General features: G+C 73.6%; 12 protein-coding genes. 5 read left to right on the top strand and 7 right to left on the bottom strand.

What is annotated here, in order from left to right; translation table 11 throughout:
- Nucleotides 1–22 precede the first annotated feature (22 nt).
- The 3 genes from AC1DWH_RS04260 to AC1DWH_RS04250 form a co-directional block, all read right to left on the bottom strand.
- A complete protein-coding gene (locus AC1DWH_RS04260) occupies nt 23–727 on the bottom strand; it encodes a DUF7168 domain-containing protein (protein ID WP_477092608.1) in 705 nt (234 codons plus the stop codon).
- A gap of 189 nt (nt 728–916) precedes the next feature.
- Nucleotides 917–1,450, bottom strand: a complete 534-nt coding sequence (locus AC1DWH_RS04255; protein ID WP_477092607.1) for a hypothetical protein — start codon at nt 1,448–1,450, stop codon at nt 917–919.
- 128 nt (nt 1,451–1,578) lie between these two features.
- Nucleotides 1,579–2,070 (bottom strand): hypothetical protein, encoded by a 492-nt coding sequence (locus tag AC1DWH_RS04250; RefSeq protein WP_477092606.1) that lies wholly within the window; start codon nt 2,068–2,070, stop codon nt 1,579–1,581.
- A gap of 204 nt (nt 2,071–2,274) precedes the next feature.
- Here AC1DWH_RS04250 and AC1DWH_RS04245 point away from each other — a divergent pair, with 204 nt between their 5' ends.
- Nucleotides 2,275–4,368, top strand: coding sequence for a DEAD/DEAH box helicase (locus tag AC1DWH_RS04245; protein WP_477092605.1), 2,094 nt, complete (start codon nt 2,275–2,277; stop codon nt 4,366–4,368).
- Between the two features lie 166 nt (nt 4,369–4,534).
- The gene (locus AC1DWH_RS04240) at nt 4,535–5,356 is read left to right on the top strand and encodes an endo alpha-1,4 polygalactosaminidase (RefSeq protein ID WP_477092604.1); all 822 of its coding nucleotides are present in this window, start codon (nt 4,535–4,537) and stop codon (nt 5,354–5,356) included.
- A gap of 19 nt (nt 5,357–5,375) precedes the next feature.
- On the opposite strand, the gene AC1DWH_RS04235 is transcribed toward AC1DWH_RS04240, so the two are convergent.
- On the bottom strand, nt 5,376–5,777 hold the full coding sequence (locus AC1DWH_RS04235) for a YybH family protein (RefSeq protein ID WP_477092603.1): 402 nt from the start codon (nt 5,775–5,777) through the stop codon (nt 5,376–5,378).
- 98 nt (nt 5,778–5,875) lie between these two features.
- On the opposite strand from AC1DWH_RS04235, the gene AC1DWH_RS04230 reads away from it, so the two are divergent.
- Nucleotides 5,876–8,560, top strand: a complete 2,685-nt coding sequence (locus AC1DWH_RS04230) for a phosphoenolpyruvate carboxylase (protein ID WP_477092602.1) — start codon at nt 5,876–5,878, stop codon at nt 8,558–8,560.
- Between the two features lie 15 nt (nt 8,561–8,575).
- Here the strand turns inward: AC1DWH_RS04230 and AC1DWH_RS04225 are convergent, their stop codons facing one another.
- The 3 genes from AC1DWH_RS04225 to AC1DWH_RS04215 form a co-directional block, all read right to left on the bottom strand.
- Nucleotides 8,576–9,352, bottom strand: coding sequence for a ferredoxin reductase (locus AC1DWH_RS04225; protein WP_456847260.1), 777 nt, complete (start codon nt 9,350–9,352; stop codon nt 8,576–8,578).
- Nucleotides 9,345–9,947, bottom strand: coding sequence for a sulfite oxidase-like oxidoreductase (locus AC1DWH_RS04220; RefSeq protein WP_477092601.1), 603 nt, complete (start codon nt 9,945–9,947; stop codon nt 9,345–9,347). The genes AC1DWH_RS04225 and AC1DWH_RS04220 overlap by 8 nt, the downstream gene beginning before the upstream one ends.
- Nucleotides 9,948–10,080: 133 nt before the next feature.
- The gene (locus AC1DWH_RS04215; protein WP_477092600.1) at nt 10,081–11,481 is read right to left on the bottom strand and encodes a DEAD/DEAH box helicase; all 1,401 of its coding nucleotides are present in this window, start codon (nt 11,479–11,481) and stop codon (nt 10,081–10,083) included.
- A gap of 211 nt (nt 11,482–11,692) precedes the next feature.
- On the opposite strand from AC1DWH_RS04215, the gene AC1DWH_RS04210 reads away from it, so the two are divergent.
- On the top strand, nt 11,693–12,448 hold the full coding sequence (locus AC1DWH_RS04210; protein ID WP_477092599.1) for an ABC transporter ATP-binding protein: 756 nt from the start codon (nt 11,693–11,695) through the stop codon (nt 12,446–12,448).
- Entirely contained in the window at nt 12,448–14,994 is a 2,547-nt protein-coding gene (locus tag AC1DWH_RS04205) for an ABC transporter permease (protein ID WP_477092598.1), read from the top strand. Before AC1DWH_RS04210 ends, AC1DWH_RS04205 begins: the two co-directional genes overlap by 1 nt.
- Nucleotides 14,995–15,004: the final 10 nt, after the last annotated feature.

Raw genomic sequence — 15,004 nt, 5'->3', positions numbered from 1 at the left:
GTGTCCAGGGTGATCGAGTCCCTCACCGTCCGAGCGCGCGACTCCCGGCGGAGGACATCGTGCGGTCCGAGACGGCGATGTCCGCACGCGCGCCGGCCGCGGCGCCGGCGGCCCATCCACGGCCGGAGAGGCGACGCGTCGTGCGGCGCACGTGGGGGAACGCGTCCGCCACGGCGGCGTCGACGTCGCGGTCCCGCGCAGCCAGTACCAGCTCGCTCGAGGTGCCTTCGGTCTCGGCCTCCGTGAGCACCTCGGCGTAGAACCGGCGCAGGCGGCCCGCGACGATCGCGGCGAAGCCGGCCGCGAACGCACGCTTGTCGCTCGCGGTGCCGCCGTGGGCGTACATCTCGGCCAACATCTGCGGCTCGAGCGACGCCGCCAGGACCGCCGCCATCGACATGTCCGCCGCGAACCCGAACGCGACGAACTCGGTGCCGTTGCCGCGACGCACCCGCAGGGGCCGGCAGCCGAACGCACCGTAGACGGCGTTGCGCAGCTCGATCCGGTCCGCCACCCACGAGCCCGTGACCGGGACGTCCTCCCGGACCGGCTCCCGCGCCCGCTCGCTCGTCATCCGGACGGCTGCCTCGTCGATGCTGTGGCGCAGCATCAGCTTCTCGGCGCGGGTCCGGGCGAGCTCGCGCTCGGGCTCGTGCGGTGAGCCGCCGTCGGCGATCGCCAGCAGCGTGCGGATCAGCGCGAGCGTCTCGTCGGCGGACTTCGGCATCGGGGCTCCCGGGTGTGCGGTGGAGCCGTCACCGTAGGGGAGGGCGCCGACAGGGGGCTCACGATATGCACAGCACAGGGGCCGCAGCCGGCACCCGAAGGTCCGCACTGCCAACCGGACAGGCTCGGTGCGTGACGCACGCGTCGCCGCGCTGGCGGACCTCCCTCGTCTCGAGGGTCCCGTCCGCTGCTACGGGCGAGGGTCGATGATGCGGCGCACCGTAGTCGCCTCGGTCGCCTCACGCGGGAACAGCGTCACGTGCTGGCGCGCAGGCTTCGGCGGGGTCAGGCCCTCGGAGACGGTGCAGACAACCTCGCCTGTGGTGGCGTCAACCTGGCACGAGCCGGTGAGCAGCACGAAGGTGACGCTCGCGTTGTCGCCCTCACCGTGGACGTGCCCGGACGAGAAACCGTCTGTGCTGCCGTACTGCGCCTGCGGGACCGGGGTGCTGGCGTACGAGTTGGAACCGACGTAGGGGTTGTCCCAGGACAGTGACAGGCTGCCCAGCACGTCTCCGTCGACGGTCTCGATCTGGTACGTCGCGTGCCCTTCGGTGCCGGTGAACAGCCCGCTCGACTCGGACTCCCACAGCCCGTAGTCACCGATGATCGTGGGCGGTTCGGTGACCCAGATCCCGTGGCTGAGACCCGCGGTCACGAGCTGAAGGTTGAACGGGTGGCCTGTGCGGTTCTCCAGGCGGACTCGCGTCGATCGGGCAGCCATGACTCTCCCTCTGGATACTCGTCGGGATGACGCCGGTCGCCCCCCGTCGTAGGAGAGGACCCCCGGGGCCGCCCCCTGATACCTCGGGTGGTCGCCCGCCGAGCGGGGCGCTCGGTCGGCCCAGCCGCTCACGGCACCCAGAGGCGCTGGCTCGACGCGGGCCAGCTGAGGTCGTTCCCGCGGCGGCTCGTGCCCGTGCCGGGACCGTGGGTCTGCGCCCACGCCCGGGCTCGGGCCGCCGCCGCGTCGTCGGCGGCGCGCATGGCGACCTCGGCCGACGACGAGCCCGGGGTCGGCACGGCGCACCGCAGGTGCGGTTCCCCGGGGCGTGTCGGGGTGGCGGCGGTGAGGACGCAGGACGTCCCGCCAGGCGTCCGGCTCGCCTCGAGGGTGTGCGCCGTCGCGGGGGGCGTGGTCGTCGCGGGTGACGACGCGATGCCCGCGGCCATGACCCCGGCGACGAGGACACCGATGACGGCGCCCGAGATCCCGAGCAGGCGGCGGACGCGCAGCGCTCGCGCGCCCAGGTCGTGCGAGGGAAGGTCGACCGGGTGGGGCTCCATCTCGAACTCGATGACCGTCTCGAGGTGGGCTCGGCGGCGTGCGGTCGCGGTGGGCATGACGCGGTCCTTCGGGCTGTGCGGGGTCGTGCTGGTGGAGCTATAGGAGTGGAGCCACTCGGTGCGGTTCTGATACGTCCAACCTCCTGCGACCCGCCCGTCGCGGAATCAGGGCACCCCCCTAGTTCGTGCCGGGGACCCGGGCATGCACAGGCCAGGGATCGACCGGCGCCGGGTGTCGGCCGGCGCTGGCAGGCTGGGCGCGTGACCCCACCCACCCGTGATGCTGCCCTCGCCGTGCTCCACCGCCTGGTCGGCAACGACGCGGCCGACTTCCACGAGGGTCAGTACGAGGCGATCGCGACGCTCGTCGACGAGCACCGGCGTGCGCTCGTCGTGCAGCGCACGGGCTGGGGCAAGTCGGCCGTGTACTTCGTCGCCACGATGCTGCTGCGCGAGCGCGGCGCCGGTCCGACGGTGCTGGTCTCGCCGCTGCTGGCGCTGATGCGCGACCAGGTCGCCGCCGCCGAGCGCGCGGGGGTCCGGGCGGTCGCCATCAACTCCACCAACGCCCACGAGTGGGACGAGCTGCTGGCCCGGCTCGCCGCCGACGAGGTGGACGTGCTGCTGGTCTCGCCGGAGCGGCTCAACAACCCGTCGTTCCGCGAGAACCAGCTGCCGGCACTGGTGCGCCGGCTCGGGATGCTGGTGGTCGACGAGGCGCACTGCATCAGCGACTGGGGTCACGACTTCCGCCCCGACTACCGGCGGCTGCGCGACCTCATCGCGACGATGCCGCCCGGCGTCCCGGTGCTGGCGACGACGGCGACCGCGAACAGCCGGGTGGTCTCGGACGTCGCCGAGCAGCTGGGCAACGACGGCGCCGTCGACGTGCTCACCATCCGCGGACCGCTGGCCCGTGCGTCCCTGCGGCTCGGGGTGCTCCGCCTGCCCGACGCGCGGACGCGGCTCGGCTGGCTGCTCAGCCACCTGGGCGACCTGCCGGGGTCGGGGATCATCTACACGCTGACGGTGGCCGCCGCCCAGGACACGGCTCGGCTGCTGCGCGAGGCGGGCCACGACGTGCGCGCCTACACCGGCCAGACGGACCCGGCCGACCGGGAGGACGCCGAGGCCGCGCTCAAGGCCAACACCGTCAAGGCGCTGGTCGCCACGAGCGCGCTCGGCATGGGGTTCGACAAGCCGGACCTCGGCTGGGTGCTGCACCTCGGGGCGCCGTCGTCCCCGGTCGCCTACTACCAGCAGGTCGGACGCGCGGGCCGAGCGACGGCGAGCGCCGACGTCCTGCTGCTGCCCGGCACGGAGGACCCGGACATCTGGCGGTACTTCGCCACGGCATCGATGCCGAGCCAGGACCGGGCGGAACGGGTGATCGCGGAGCTGTCGGACCGGCCCCTGTCGACCCCGGCGCTCGAGGCGCTGGTGGACATCCGCCGCACGCCGCTCGAGCTGCTGCTCAAGGTGCTCGACGTGGACGGCGCGGTCCGCCGCGTGCAGGGCGGCTGGGTGTCCACCGGGCGACCGTGGACGTACGACACCGAGCGCTACGAGCGCATCGCCGCGGCACGCCAGGCGGAGCAGCAGCACATGCTCGACTACGAGCGCACCGACGGCTGCCGGATGGAGTTCCTGCAGCGCACCCTGGACGACGAGACGGCCGCGCCGTGCGGGCGCTGCGACAGCTGCGCGGGCGCCTGGTACCCGCGGGACGTGGTGGCGGGTGCGGCCGCGTCGGCGGACCGGTCGCTCGACCGCGTCGGCGTGCCGATCGAGCCGCGGGTGCAGTGGCCGGTCGGTGCGGACCGCCTGGGCCTGCCGGTGCGCGGTCGCATCGCGGAGCAGGAGCGGGCTCTCGAGGGGCGCGCGCTCGCGCGGCTCACCGACCTCGGCTGGGGGACCGCGCTGCGTGAGGTGTTCGCGGCCGGCGCCGGGGACGCGCCGGTCACCCGCGCGATGCTCGACGGCTGCGTCCGCGTGCTCGCGCAGTGGGGCTGGGACGAGCGGCCGGTGGCGGTCGTCGCCCTGCCATCCCGCCGGCGCCCCCAGCTCGTCGACTCCCTCGCGCGGGGGCTCGCCGAGATCGGCCGGCTGCCGTACGCGGGCGCTCTCGCGCTGCGCGACGACGGCCCGCGCGGCGAGCCCGGGGGCAACAGCGCGTTCCGGCTGGCGAGCGTCTGGGAACAGTTCGACGCGAGCGCGCTCGCGCTCCCGGCGGGTCCTGTCCTCCTGGTCGACGACCTCGTCGACAGCCGCTGGACGATGACCGTGGCCGCGCGCGAGCTGCGTCGGGCCGGGGCGTCCGCCGTCCTGCCGTTCGCGCTCGCGGTGCGCGGGTGAGGCAAACGCGCAGCCGTTCTGCGCACCTCTTGCGCCACCGCAGGAGGCGTGCGCTACAACGTTCTCGACCGTGGTTGCTGGCCGGCGGGGACGCCGAGCCACGTCCGGGACGCCGAGGGGCGCCGGCCGAGTGACGAACAGCGCCGCGACTCCCTGGAGGTCTCCGATGAGCACCCCTGTGCGGCGCCTCGCCGTCGCCATCCTGTCCGGCGCGGCCCTCCTGGTCGGCGCGTGCGCGTCGGCCGGCTCGGCCGCGTCCGTCCCGTTGCCGCCGGCCAACGGGCAGTTCGACTACCAGATCGGCGGCGCCTACACGCCGTCGTCGACCGTGAGGATCGTCGACCGCGACCGACTCGACGCGCCCGCGTCCGGCTCGTACAACGTCTGCTACGTGAACGCGTTCCAGACGCAGCCCGACGACGCGACCTGGTGGAAGACCCACCACGACGACCTGCTGCTGAAGAAGGCGAACGGGTCGTACGTGATCGACAGCGCCTGGGACGAGATGCTGCTGGACACGTCGACGGCGGCGAAGCGGACGAAGCTGCTGGCGGTCGTCGGCGGCTGGATCGACGGCTGCAAGGCCGACGGGTTCAACGCGGTCGAGCCTGACAACCTCGACAGCTACAGCCGCAGCGGCAAGCGGCTGACGCAGCAGAACAACATCGACTTCGCCCGGCTGCTGGCCACGAGGGCGCACGCGGACGGCCTGGCCATCGCGCAGAAGAACGACTCGTCGTTGGCGTCGAAGGGCAAGGCCATCGGGTTCGACTTCGCCGTCGTCGAGGAGTGCCAGGTCTACGACGAGTGCGACGACTTCACGTCGGTGTACGGCACGCAGGTGTACGAGATCGAGTACACCGACAACGGCGGCACCGCGAACTTCACCAGGGCCTGCGCCGCGCGCGGGGCGTCGACGAGCGTCATCTACCGCGACCGCGACGTCGTGCCGAAGGGCACCAGCGGGTACGTGTACACATTCTGCTGACGGCTCCGGGGCGGGCGGGTCAGGACGACCTGCCCGCCTCCGGCCGCGGCATCACGCCGGCCTGGAGGGGCGTCGAGTGCCGACGCCAGACCTGCCAGCCGTCGGACGTGCGCAGCCAGGTATCGGTGAGGACGAAGATCCCGCTGCGGTCGACGCCGTCCACGGACGCGACCATGTCCACCTTCTGCAGATGCACGGCGACGTCGTCGCGGACGTCCCACGCCGACTCGAGGGTGTCCCACCCGGTCACGACGTAGACCGGCAGCGTGGCCAGCCACTCGGCGCGGGCGACGCGCGCGGGGGCGGGGTGCACGAGCACGAGGGCGTACTCGGGATGCAAGAGCGCGGCGGCCCGTTCCACGTCCCGGGCCGACCAGGCGGCATGCCATGCGGCGTCGGTCTCCTGCGGCGTCTTTGCCATGGCCCGACCGTACCCGCCGCGGCGGGGTCGACTACGTCACACTGCCCATCGCCTGGACGCACGGGACCAGATCCGGCTGCGTGCCCTAGTTTTGGCCCGTGACCGCACCTCTTCCCCCGAGCGACGCCACGCAGACCACTGCGCAGAGCCTCGCGAGCCACGAGGTTCCCGAGCCGCTCCGCAACGACGTCCGTGTCCTGGGCGAGTTCCTCGGCCGCGTGCTGCGCGAGGCGGGCGGCGACGACCTGCTGGCCGACGTCGAGGCGCTGCGCGAGCTCGCCATCCGGGCGCACAACGGTCCCGACGCGGAGGCGCTGGCCCAGGCCGAGGCGCTCGTCGCCGGCTTCACGATGTCCCGGGCCGAAGAGGTCGCGCGGGCCTTCACGTGCTACTTCCACCTGGCCAACACGGCGGAGGAGTACCACCGCGTCCGCGTCCTGCGGGAGCGCGAGGCCAGCCTGCTGCCGCACCACCTGGCGCCCGACGACTCGCTGCCCGCCGCCGTGGCCCAGCTGGCCGACGAGGTGGGCGAGGACGTGGCCCGGCAGCGCCTGGCGGAGCTCGAGTTCCGCCCGGTGTTCACCGCGCACCCCACCGAGGCCCGCCGCCGCGCGGTCTCCGGTGCGATCCGCCGGATCGCGGAGCTCGTCGCCGAGCGCGACCTGCGCTACATCGGCGGCATGTCGCTCGCGGAGAACGACCGGCGCCTGCTGGGGGAGATCGACACGCTCTGGCGGACCGCGCCGCTGCGCGAGGCCAAGCCGTCGGTGCTGGACGAGGTCCGGACCGTGATCAACGTGTTCGAGTCGACGCTCGCCGACGTGCTGCCCGCGGTGTACCGCCGGCTCGACGACTGGCTGCTGGCCGACGCCGCGGGCACTACCGCGCCGGCCGTGCGGTCGTTCGCCCGCCTGGGCACGTGGATCGGCGGCGACCGCGACGGCAACCCCAACGTCACGGCGCAGATCACCGAGGAAGCCGCGGCTATGGCGTCCGAGCACGCGCTGATCGAGCTCGAGTCGTCGGCGCGCAAGACCGCCCACGGACTCACGCTCGCCGCGTCCGGCACCCCGGCGTCGCCCGAGCTCAGCGCGCTGTGGCAGAAGCAGCGCGGCCTGTCGGCGTCGCTGGCCGCCCGCATCGCCGGCGACGCGCCCAACGAGCCGCACCGCCGGGTCGTCTACTTCCTGGCCGAGCGCATCGCCGCCACGCGGACCCGCAACGCCGACCTCGGCTACGGCTCCGCGAGCGAGCTCGAGGCCGACCTCGACGTCGTCCAGCGCTCGCTGGCCGCCGCGGGCGCGCCCCGGTCGGCGTACGGCGACCTGCAGCGGCTGATCTGGCAGGTGCAGACCTTCGGGTTCCACCTGGCCGAGCTCGAGGTGCGTCAGCACTCGCAGGTGCACGCCGGCGCGCTGGCGGACCTCGCGAAGAACGGCGCTGACGGCACGCTCGAGCCCCGCACGGTCGAGGTCCTGGACACGTTCCGCGCCATCGGGACGGTGCAGCGCCGGTTCGGCATCAAGGCCGCGCGGCGCTACATCGTGTCGTTCACGCAGTCCGCCGAGCACCTCGCGGCCGTCTACGAGCTGGCCGAGATCGCGTTCGCCGGCGTCGACGCGCCGGTCATCGACGCGATCCCGCTGTTCGAGACGTTCGCGGACCTCGAGGCGTCGGTGGACATCCTCGAGGGCGCCCTTGCGCTCCCGCAGGTGCAGCGCCGGCTCGCCGAGAACGGCCGCCGCGTCGAGGTCATGCTCGGCTACTCCGACTCCTCGAAGGACGTCGGACCCGTCTCCGCGACGCTGACCCTGGACACGGCCCAGCGCCGTATCACCGACTGGGCCGAGCGGCACGACATCGTGCTGACCCTGTTCCACGGCCGCGGCGGCGCGCTCGGCCGCGGCGGCGGCCCGGCCAACCGCGCGCTCCTCGCGCAGCCCCCGGGCTCGGTCGACGGCCGGTTCAAGCTCACCGAGCAGGGCGAGGTCATCTTCGCCCGGTACGGCGACCCGGTGATCGCCGCGCGGCACATCGAGCAGGTCGCGGCGGCCACGCTGCTGGCCGGTGCGCCGTCCGTCGAGCGGCACAACGCGGCGGCGACGGAGCGGTTCGCCCCGCTGTTCGCGCAGCTCGACGAGGCGTCGCGGGTCCGGTTCCACGAGCTGGTGAAGGCTCCGGGGTTCCCGCAGTGGTTCGCCGAGGTCACGCCGCTCGAGGAGGTCGGCATGCTGCCGATCGGCTCGCGGCCCGCCCGACGCGGCCTCTCGGTCGAGTCCCTGGACGACCTGCGCGCGATCCCGTGGGTGTTCTCCTGGTCGCAGGCCCGCATCAACCTGGCCGGCTGGTACGGCCTGGGCACCGCGCTTGCGGCCGTCGACGACCTGACCGAGCTGCGCGAGGCCTACGCCCAGTGGCCGCTGTTCGCCACGATGATCGACAACGTCGAGATGTCGTTGGCCAAGACGGACGAGCGCATCGCGGAGCGCTACCTCGCCCTCGGCGACCGCGACGACCTCGCGAACCTGGTGCTCGAGGAGATGGCCCTGACCCGCGAGTGGGTGCTGGCCATCACCGAGAGCGACGCGATCCTGTCCCGCCGCCGGATCCTGGGCCGGGCCGTCCAGCTGCGCAGCCCGTACGTCGACGCCCTGTCGCTGCTCCAGCTGCGCGCGCTGCGTGGCCTGCGCACGGGCGACGCCCCGGAGCAGGCCGACGAGCTCCGCCGGCTGCTGCTGCTCACCGTCAACGGCGTCGCGGCGGGGCTCCAGAACACCGGCTGACGAACCCCGCGGGGCCTACGGCCCTGTCGGACCGAACCGCTCGGTCCGGATGCGCTCGGGGTCGTGGCCGAGGTCGACGAGGGTGTCCGCCACCAGCTCGACGAACGGCGTCGGCCCGCAGACGAACACGTGCGCGCGCTCGTCCGGAGGGAAGCAGGCCGTCGTCAGCAGCTCGGGGTCGACCCGCCCGAGCCGGCCCGTCCAGCCCGGCGGTCCCTCCCGGGTCCACACCCGGGTGATCTCGACGTCCGCGCCGAGCGCCTCGAGCTCGTCGGCGTAGATGGCGTCGCGCGGCGACCGTACGGAGACGACCAGCCGGAACGGCGCGACACTGCCCGCGAGGCGCCGGGTGCGGAGCATCGACATGAGCGGGACCAGCCCGGACCCGCCCGCGACCAGCTGCACGGGGTGCGGGTCGGTGGGCTGCCACACGAACCAGTTCCCGACCGGTCCGCGGAGCTCGACCTCGTCGCCGACCTGCAGGTCCTCGGTCAGGTAGGGGGAGACCTCGCCGTCGTCGACCACCTGGACCGTGAGCGCGATGCGCGGGTCGTGCGCCGTCGGGTCCGGGGGCATCCCGGGCAGCCCCATGGTGCCGGCCGACGCCAGCGAGTAGGACCGCTGGGTCGAGTACCCGTCCTCGGCGGTGAGCCGGACGTCGACGTGCTGACCGGCCAGGGCACCGCGCCAGCCGGGGACGTCGAGCTCGAGGGTCATCGCGGTGGGGGTTTCGGCGGTGCGGGCGACCAGGGTGGCGACCATCCAGGGGAGTGCGTAGAGGGTCTCAGTCACCCCAGTACCGCTGTTCCTTCCACGGGTCCCCGTACGCGTGGTACCCGAGCCGCTCCCAGAAGCCCCAGGTGTCCTCGGTCATGAGGTCGAGGCTGCGCACCCACTTCGCGGACTTCCAGAAGTACAGGTGCGGGATCAGCAGCCGGGCCGGTCCGCCGTGCTCGGGCGGCAGGGGAGCGCCGTCGTACTGGTAGGCGATCCAGGCCTTCCCGTCGCGCAGGTCCACCAGCGGCACGTTCGTCGTGTATCCGCCGTCGCAGTGCGCCATCGCGTACTGCTCGGCCGGGTCGATCTCGACGCCCTCGAGCAGGGTGTCCAGCGAGATGCCGCGCCACGCCGAGTCGAGCTTGGTCCACTTGGTGACGCAGTGGATGTCCTTGACGATGTCGTCGTGCGGCAGGTGAGTGAGCTCCGACCACGTCCAGGTCTTGCGGGTCGCTCCGCCGGAGGTGATCGAGAACGTCCAGGTGGACAGGTCGGCGCGGGGCGTCGGGCCTGCCGACAGGACCGGGAAGCCGCGCTCGAGGTACTGGCCGGGCGGGATGCGAGGGTCCGCCTCGCGCTTGCCGCGGAACCCGCGGGAGATGATCGCCATCAGGCGGCCGAACGGTCGGGCATGGTCACTCCCGGGGGGTCGGAGACGCTCCGCCCATCATGGTGCCACGGTCCCGGGATACGCCAGAGGCCGGCTCGACGGGTGTCGAACCGGCCTCTGATCTGCGGGGACGTCAGCCGCGCGAGTAGACGACGCGGGGGCCGCCCGAGCTCGACGCGCCGGCGCCGCCGCCGCTGCTGCCGCGGCCGCTGCCGCCACGACGGCGACGCTGGCCGGAGGCCGACGTGGGCGCGCCGGCTGCGGCGGGGGCCGCGCCGCGACCGCGACCACGGCCGCGACCACCACCGCCGCCACCGTTGCCGCCGCCGTTGGAGGCGGTCACGGGCGGCGCGACGTACTTCACGGGTGCGGCGACCTCGCCGACGAGGCGCGTGAGCGTCGCGTCGCCGGGGAAGACGGGCTTCGGCGTCGCGGTGATCTTGGCCGCACGCGTGAGCTGGCGGACGTCGCCGCGCTGCTCGGGCAGGACGATCGTGACGACGTCGCCGCCGGACCCGGCGCGCGCGGTGCGGCCCGAGCGGTGCAGGTACGCCTTGTGCTCGGCCGGCGGGTCGACGTGCACGACTAGCTCGATGTCGTCCACGTGGATGCCGCGGGCGGCGATGTCGGTGGCGACGAGCACGCGGACGGCGCCGGACGAGAACGCCTCGAGGTTGCGCTCGCGGGCGCCCTGGGCGAGGTTGCCGTGCAGGTCCACGGCGGGGATGCCGTCCATGGTCAGCTGCTTGGCCAGCTTCTTGGCCTGGTGCTTGGTGCGCATGAACAGCACGCGGCGGCCGGTGCCGGAGGCCAGGTGGTGGACGACCAGCTTCTTGGCGTCGGCGTCGCGCACCTCGAACAGGTGGTGCGTCATGGCGGCGACGGGGGACTCGGCGCTGTCGACGGAGTGCTCGACGGGCGAGGTCAGGTACCGCTTGACCAGCTGGTCGACGCCGTTGTCCAGGGTGGCCGAGAAGAGCAGACGCTGGCCGACCTTCGGGGTCTTGTCCATGATCCGCTTGACGCCCGGCAGGAAGCCGAGGTCGGCCATGTGGTCGGCCTCGTCCAGCACGGTGATCTCCACGCCGTCGAGCGTGAGCGCCTTCTGGTTGAGCAGGTCCTCGAGGCGGCCCGGGCAGGCGATGACGATGTCGATGCCGCCGTTGAGCGCGGAGACCTGCTTGCCCTGCGAGACGCCGCCGAAGATGACGGTCGTGTTCAGGCCCATCACCTTGGCCAGCGGGGCGATGGTGGCGTCGATCTGCGACGCGAGCTCGCGGGTCGGGGCCAGCACGAGGGCGCGGGGCCGACGGGGGGCCTTGCCCTTGCCCGCCGTGGCGGCGAGCCGCACGACCAGCGGGAGGGCGAACGCGAGGGTCTTGCCGGAGCCGGTGCGGCCACGGCCGAGCACGTCACGGCCGGCCAGCGAGTCGGGCAGCGTCGCGGTCTGGATGGGGAAGGGGGAGGTGATGCCCTGGGCCGTCAGTGCGGCGGACAGGGCAGAGGGCACGCCAAGGTCGGCGAAGGAAGTCACAGATAGAGCCTCTCGGGCTTGGTCGGGGTCCGCCGCCAGAGCAACCAGAGCTGGTGCTCCGGGGGACCTCCACGACGCGGGGCGCGCAGGTTCGCGCAGCCCTTGGTGTCCCTACCCTCTCACACCGGACCCCGCGAGAGGGCTCGCGGTGGTGAGCGTCACAGGGGACGATCGGACGCAACCGACGCCGTTACCTGGAGGAACACCCCCGATGACCATCCCCGCGACCGTCGGTGCGATCGCCTCCGCCCGCGACCTGGTCAAGGTCTACGGCGCCGGCACGACGAGCGTGCGGGCCCTCGACGGGGTCGACGTCGACCTGGTCCGCGGCGAGCTCACGGCGATCATGGGGCCGTCGGGCTCGGGCAAGTCGACGTTGATGCACTGCCTCGCGGGCCTGGACCGGCCGACGTCGGGCACCGTCGTGGTGGACGGCGTGACGGTCAGCAGCCTGTCCGAGCGGCGGCTGACGGCCCTGCGGCGGACTCGGGTCGGGTTCGTGTTCCAGGCCTACAACCTGGTGCCGACGCTGACCGCGCTGGAGAACATCACCCTGCCGCTCGACATCGCGCGCCGGAGCGTCGACCGGGCGCACCTCGACCTGGTCGTGGAGACGCTCGGGCTGACGGACCGGCTGAACCACAAGCCGAGCGAGCTCTCCGGCGGGCAGCAGCAGCGGGTGGCCTGCGCCCGGGCCCTCGTCGCGCGACCGGCGGTGGTCTTCGCGGACGAGCCCACCGGCAACCTCGACAGTTCCTCGGCCGCCGAGGTGCTCGGGTTCCTGCGGCGCAGCGTCGACGACCTCGGCCAGTCCGTCGTCATGGTCACGCACGACGCGACGTCGGCCGGGTACGCGCACCGGGTGCTGTTCCTCGCCGACGGCCGGCTGGTGGGCGAGCTGCGGGACCCGACGGCCGAGACGGTGCTCGCGGCGCTGACGGCGCTCACCTCGAGACGCTCGTCCTGATGGTCCGCGTCGCCCTGCGCGGGGTCCGGGCGCACCTCGTACGGTTCTGCCTCTCGGTGCTGGCGGTCGCGCTCGGGGTCGCCTTCGTGGCGGGCACCTTCGCGCTGCGCACGATGCTCGGGTCCACGTTCACGGACATCATCGCGACGACGACGCTGGGCGACGCCTACGTCCGTGGCGCCGAGCCCGCCGGCGGCACGGGAGGGCCCGACCGGATCAGCCCCGTGACCCGCAACCCGGTCCCGCTGACCCTCGTCGACCAGCTCGAGGCGGTCGACGGCGTCGCGGCGGCGCTGCCGGACGTGCAGGGCCCGCTCGTGCTCGTCGGCGCGGACGGCACCGCCGTGCAGAGCACCCAGGCGCCCAGCTTCGGGTTCGCCTACGACCCGCGGGACCGGGCCGCGCACGTCGTCGCGGGGCGTGCGCCGCATGGGCCGGGGGAGATCGCCGTCGAGTCCGCGACCCTGCGCGCGTCCGGGCTGTCGATCGGCGACGCGACCAGCGTGGTGATCGGCGGTGAGGTCCGGCCCGTGACGGTGGTCGGCGAGATGGGGCTGGGCGCCGCGCTGGCGGGCGCGACCGTGGTCTTCGTCGACCCCGCGACGGCGGTCGCGGCCTACGCGCCCGACGGCACGGTCGCCACCATCTCCGTGCAGGCGGGGGACGGGCTCACCGAGCAGCAGCTGGTCGACCGGATCCGGCCCGTCGCCGCGGCGTCGTCGACCCCCGCCGAGGCCGTGACCGGCGACGAGGTGCGCAAGGAGGCCACCGCGAACATCCTCACGGTGCTCGGGTTCATCACGACGTTCCTGCTGGTGTTCGCCGGGATCTCGCTGTTCGTCGGCGGCTTCATCATCGCCAACACGTTCTCCATGTGGGTGCGGCAGCGGACCAGGGAGCTTGCGCTGCTGCGGGCCGTCGGTGCGTCGCCTCTGCAGGTGTTCTCCTCGATCGTGCTGCAGGCCGCCATCGTCGGCGTCGTCGGGTCCGTGCTCGGCGTGGCGGGCGGCCTCGGGCTGGTCGTCCTCCTGCGCTCCGTGCTCGGCCGCGTCGGGATGCAGCTGACCGGCCGGGTGCCGCTGGACGGGTTCACGCTGGTGGTGTCGGTGCTGGTCGGCACGCTGGTGAGCGTGCTGGCGGCCGCCCTGCCGGCACGTCGTGCCGCGCTGGTGCCCCCGGTCGAGGCTCTGCGCGACGAGGTGTCCGTGCCGGAGCGACCGCTGCGCCGGCGGGCCGTCGTCGGCTGCGTCCTCGTGCTGGTGGGCGGCGCCGCCATCGCCGTCGCGATGGTCGACCCGACCGCCGACCACGCCGGCGCGCTGCTGGGCCTCGGTGCGGCCGGGGTGGTCCTCGGCGTGCTCGCCGCGTCCGCGGTGCTCGCGCGCGGCATGCTCCGGGTGCTCTCGGTGCCGGTCGTCCGGTGGCGGCCGGTCGGCCCGCTGGCGCGCGGCAACGTCACCCGCAACCCGCGCCGGACCGCCAACACGGCGGGGGCGCTGATGATCGGGATGGCGCTGGTCGGCGCCGCCGCGGTCATCGCCGCCACGACGCAGGCGTCCACCAGCGCGATCGTCTCGCGCGAGGCCACCACCGACTACATCCTGCGCGGCGCGGCCCAGGGGACCGTCCCGGCGCAGGCGGTCGAGGACGTCCGGGCGCTGCCCGACGTCCGCGCGGCGGACACGTTCGCCACCGGCTCGGTCCTCGTGCACGGCGACCCGTTCGTGGTCACGGGCATCGATCCGACGGCCGTCGGTCGCAGCATCCGCACGCGGGTGGTCGAGGGCTCGTTCGCCGACGCCCTCGCGGCGGGCGAGCTCGCGGTGCAGCGGACCACGATGGACGACGAGGACTGGGTGCTCGGCCAGACGCTGACGCTGGTCGGCTCGACCGGCGCGCAGACGCTCCCGATCGGGGCGGTCATCGACTCGCCCGCGTTCGGCGTGCCGTTCGTCGTGTCCCAGGCGGTGCTCGACCAGCTGCTGCCGCCCGACGAGCAGCGCGTGACCACGGTGTTCGTCACCGCGGCCGCCGGAGCCGACGTCGCGGCGCTGCGGGGCGAGCTCACGCAGGTCGTCCGCCCGTACGTCGTCGTCTCCGTCATGGACAGCGAGGAGTTCGTCTCGGACCTCGCCGCGCAGGTCGACCGCGTCCTCGTCATCCTCTACGCGCTGCTCGGGCTGTCGATCGTCATCGCGGTGCTCGGCATCATCAACACCCTCGCGCTGTCGGTGATCGAGCGGACGCGGGAGATCGGGCTGCTGCGCGCCGTCGGGCTGGGTCGGCTGCAGCTGGGCACGACGATCACCCTCGAGTCGGTGCTGACCGCGGTGTTCGGCACCTCGGTCGGGCTGGTGCTGGGGGTCGCGCTCGCGGCCACGCTGCCCACCGTCTTCGCCGACGTCGGGCTGCGCACGCTCGCGATCCCCTGGTCGAGCCTGGCGCTCATGCTCGCCCTCGCGGTGGTCGTCGGCGTCGTGGCCGCCCTGTGGCCCGCGGTGCGCGCGGCGCGTCTGCCCGTGCTCGAGGCCGTGACCACCGACTGACCGATAACCT

The sequence above is a fragment of the Cellulomonas sp. P2_F12 genome (genome assembly GCF_056403775.1).
Note: the sequence above shows the minus strand (reverse complement) of the source record. Positions and strands in the feature narration are given on the sequence as shown.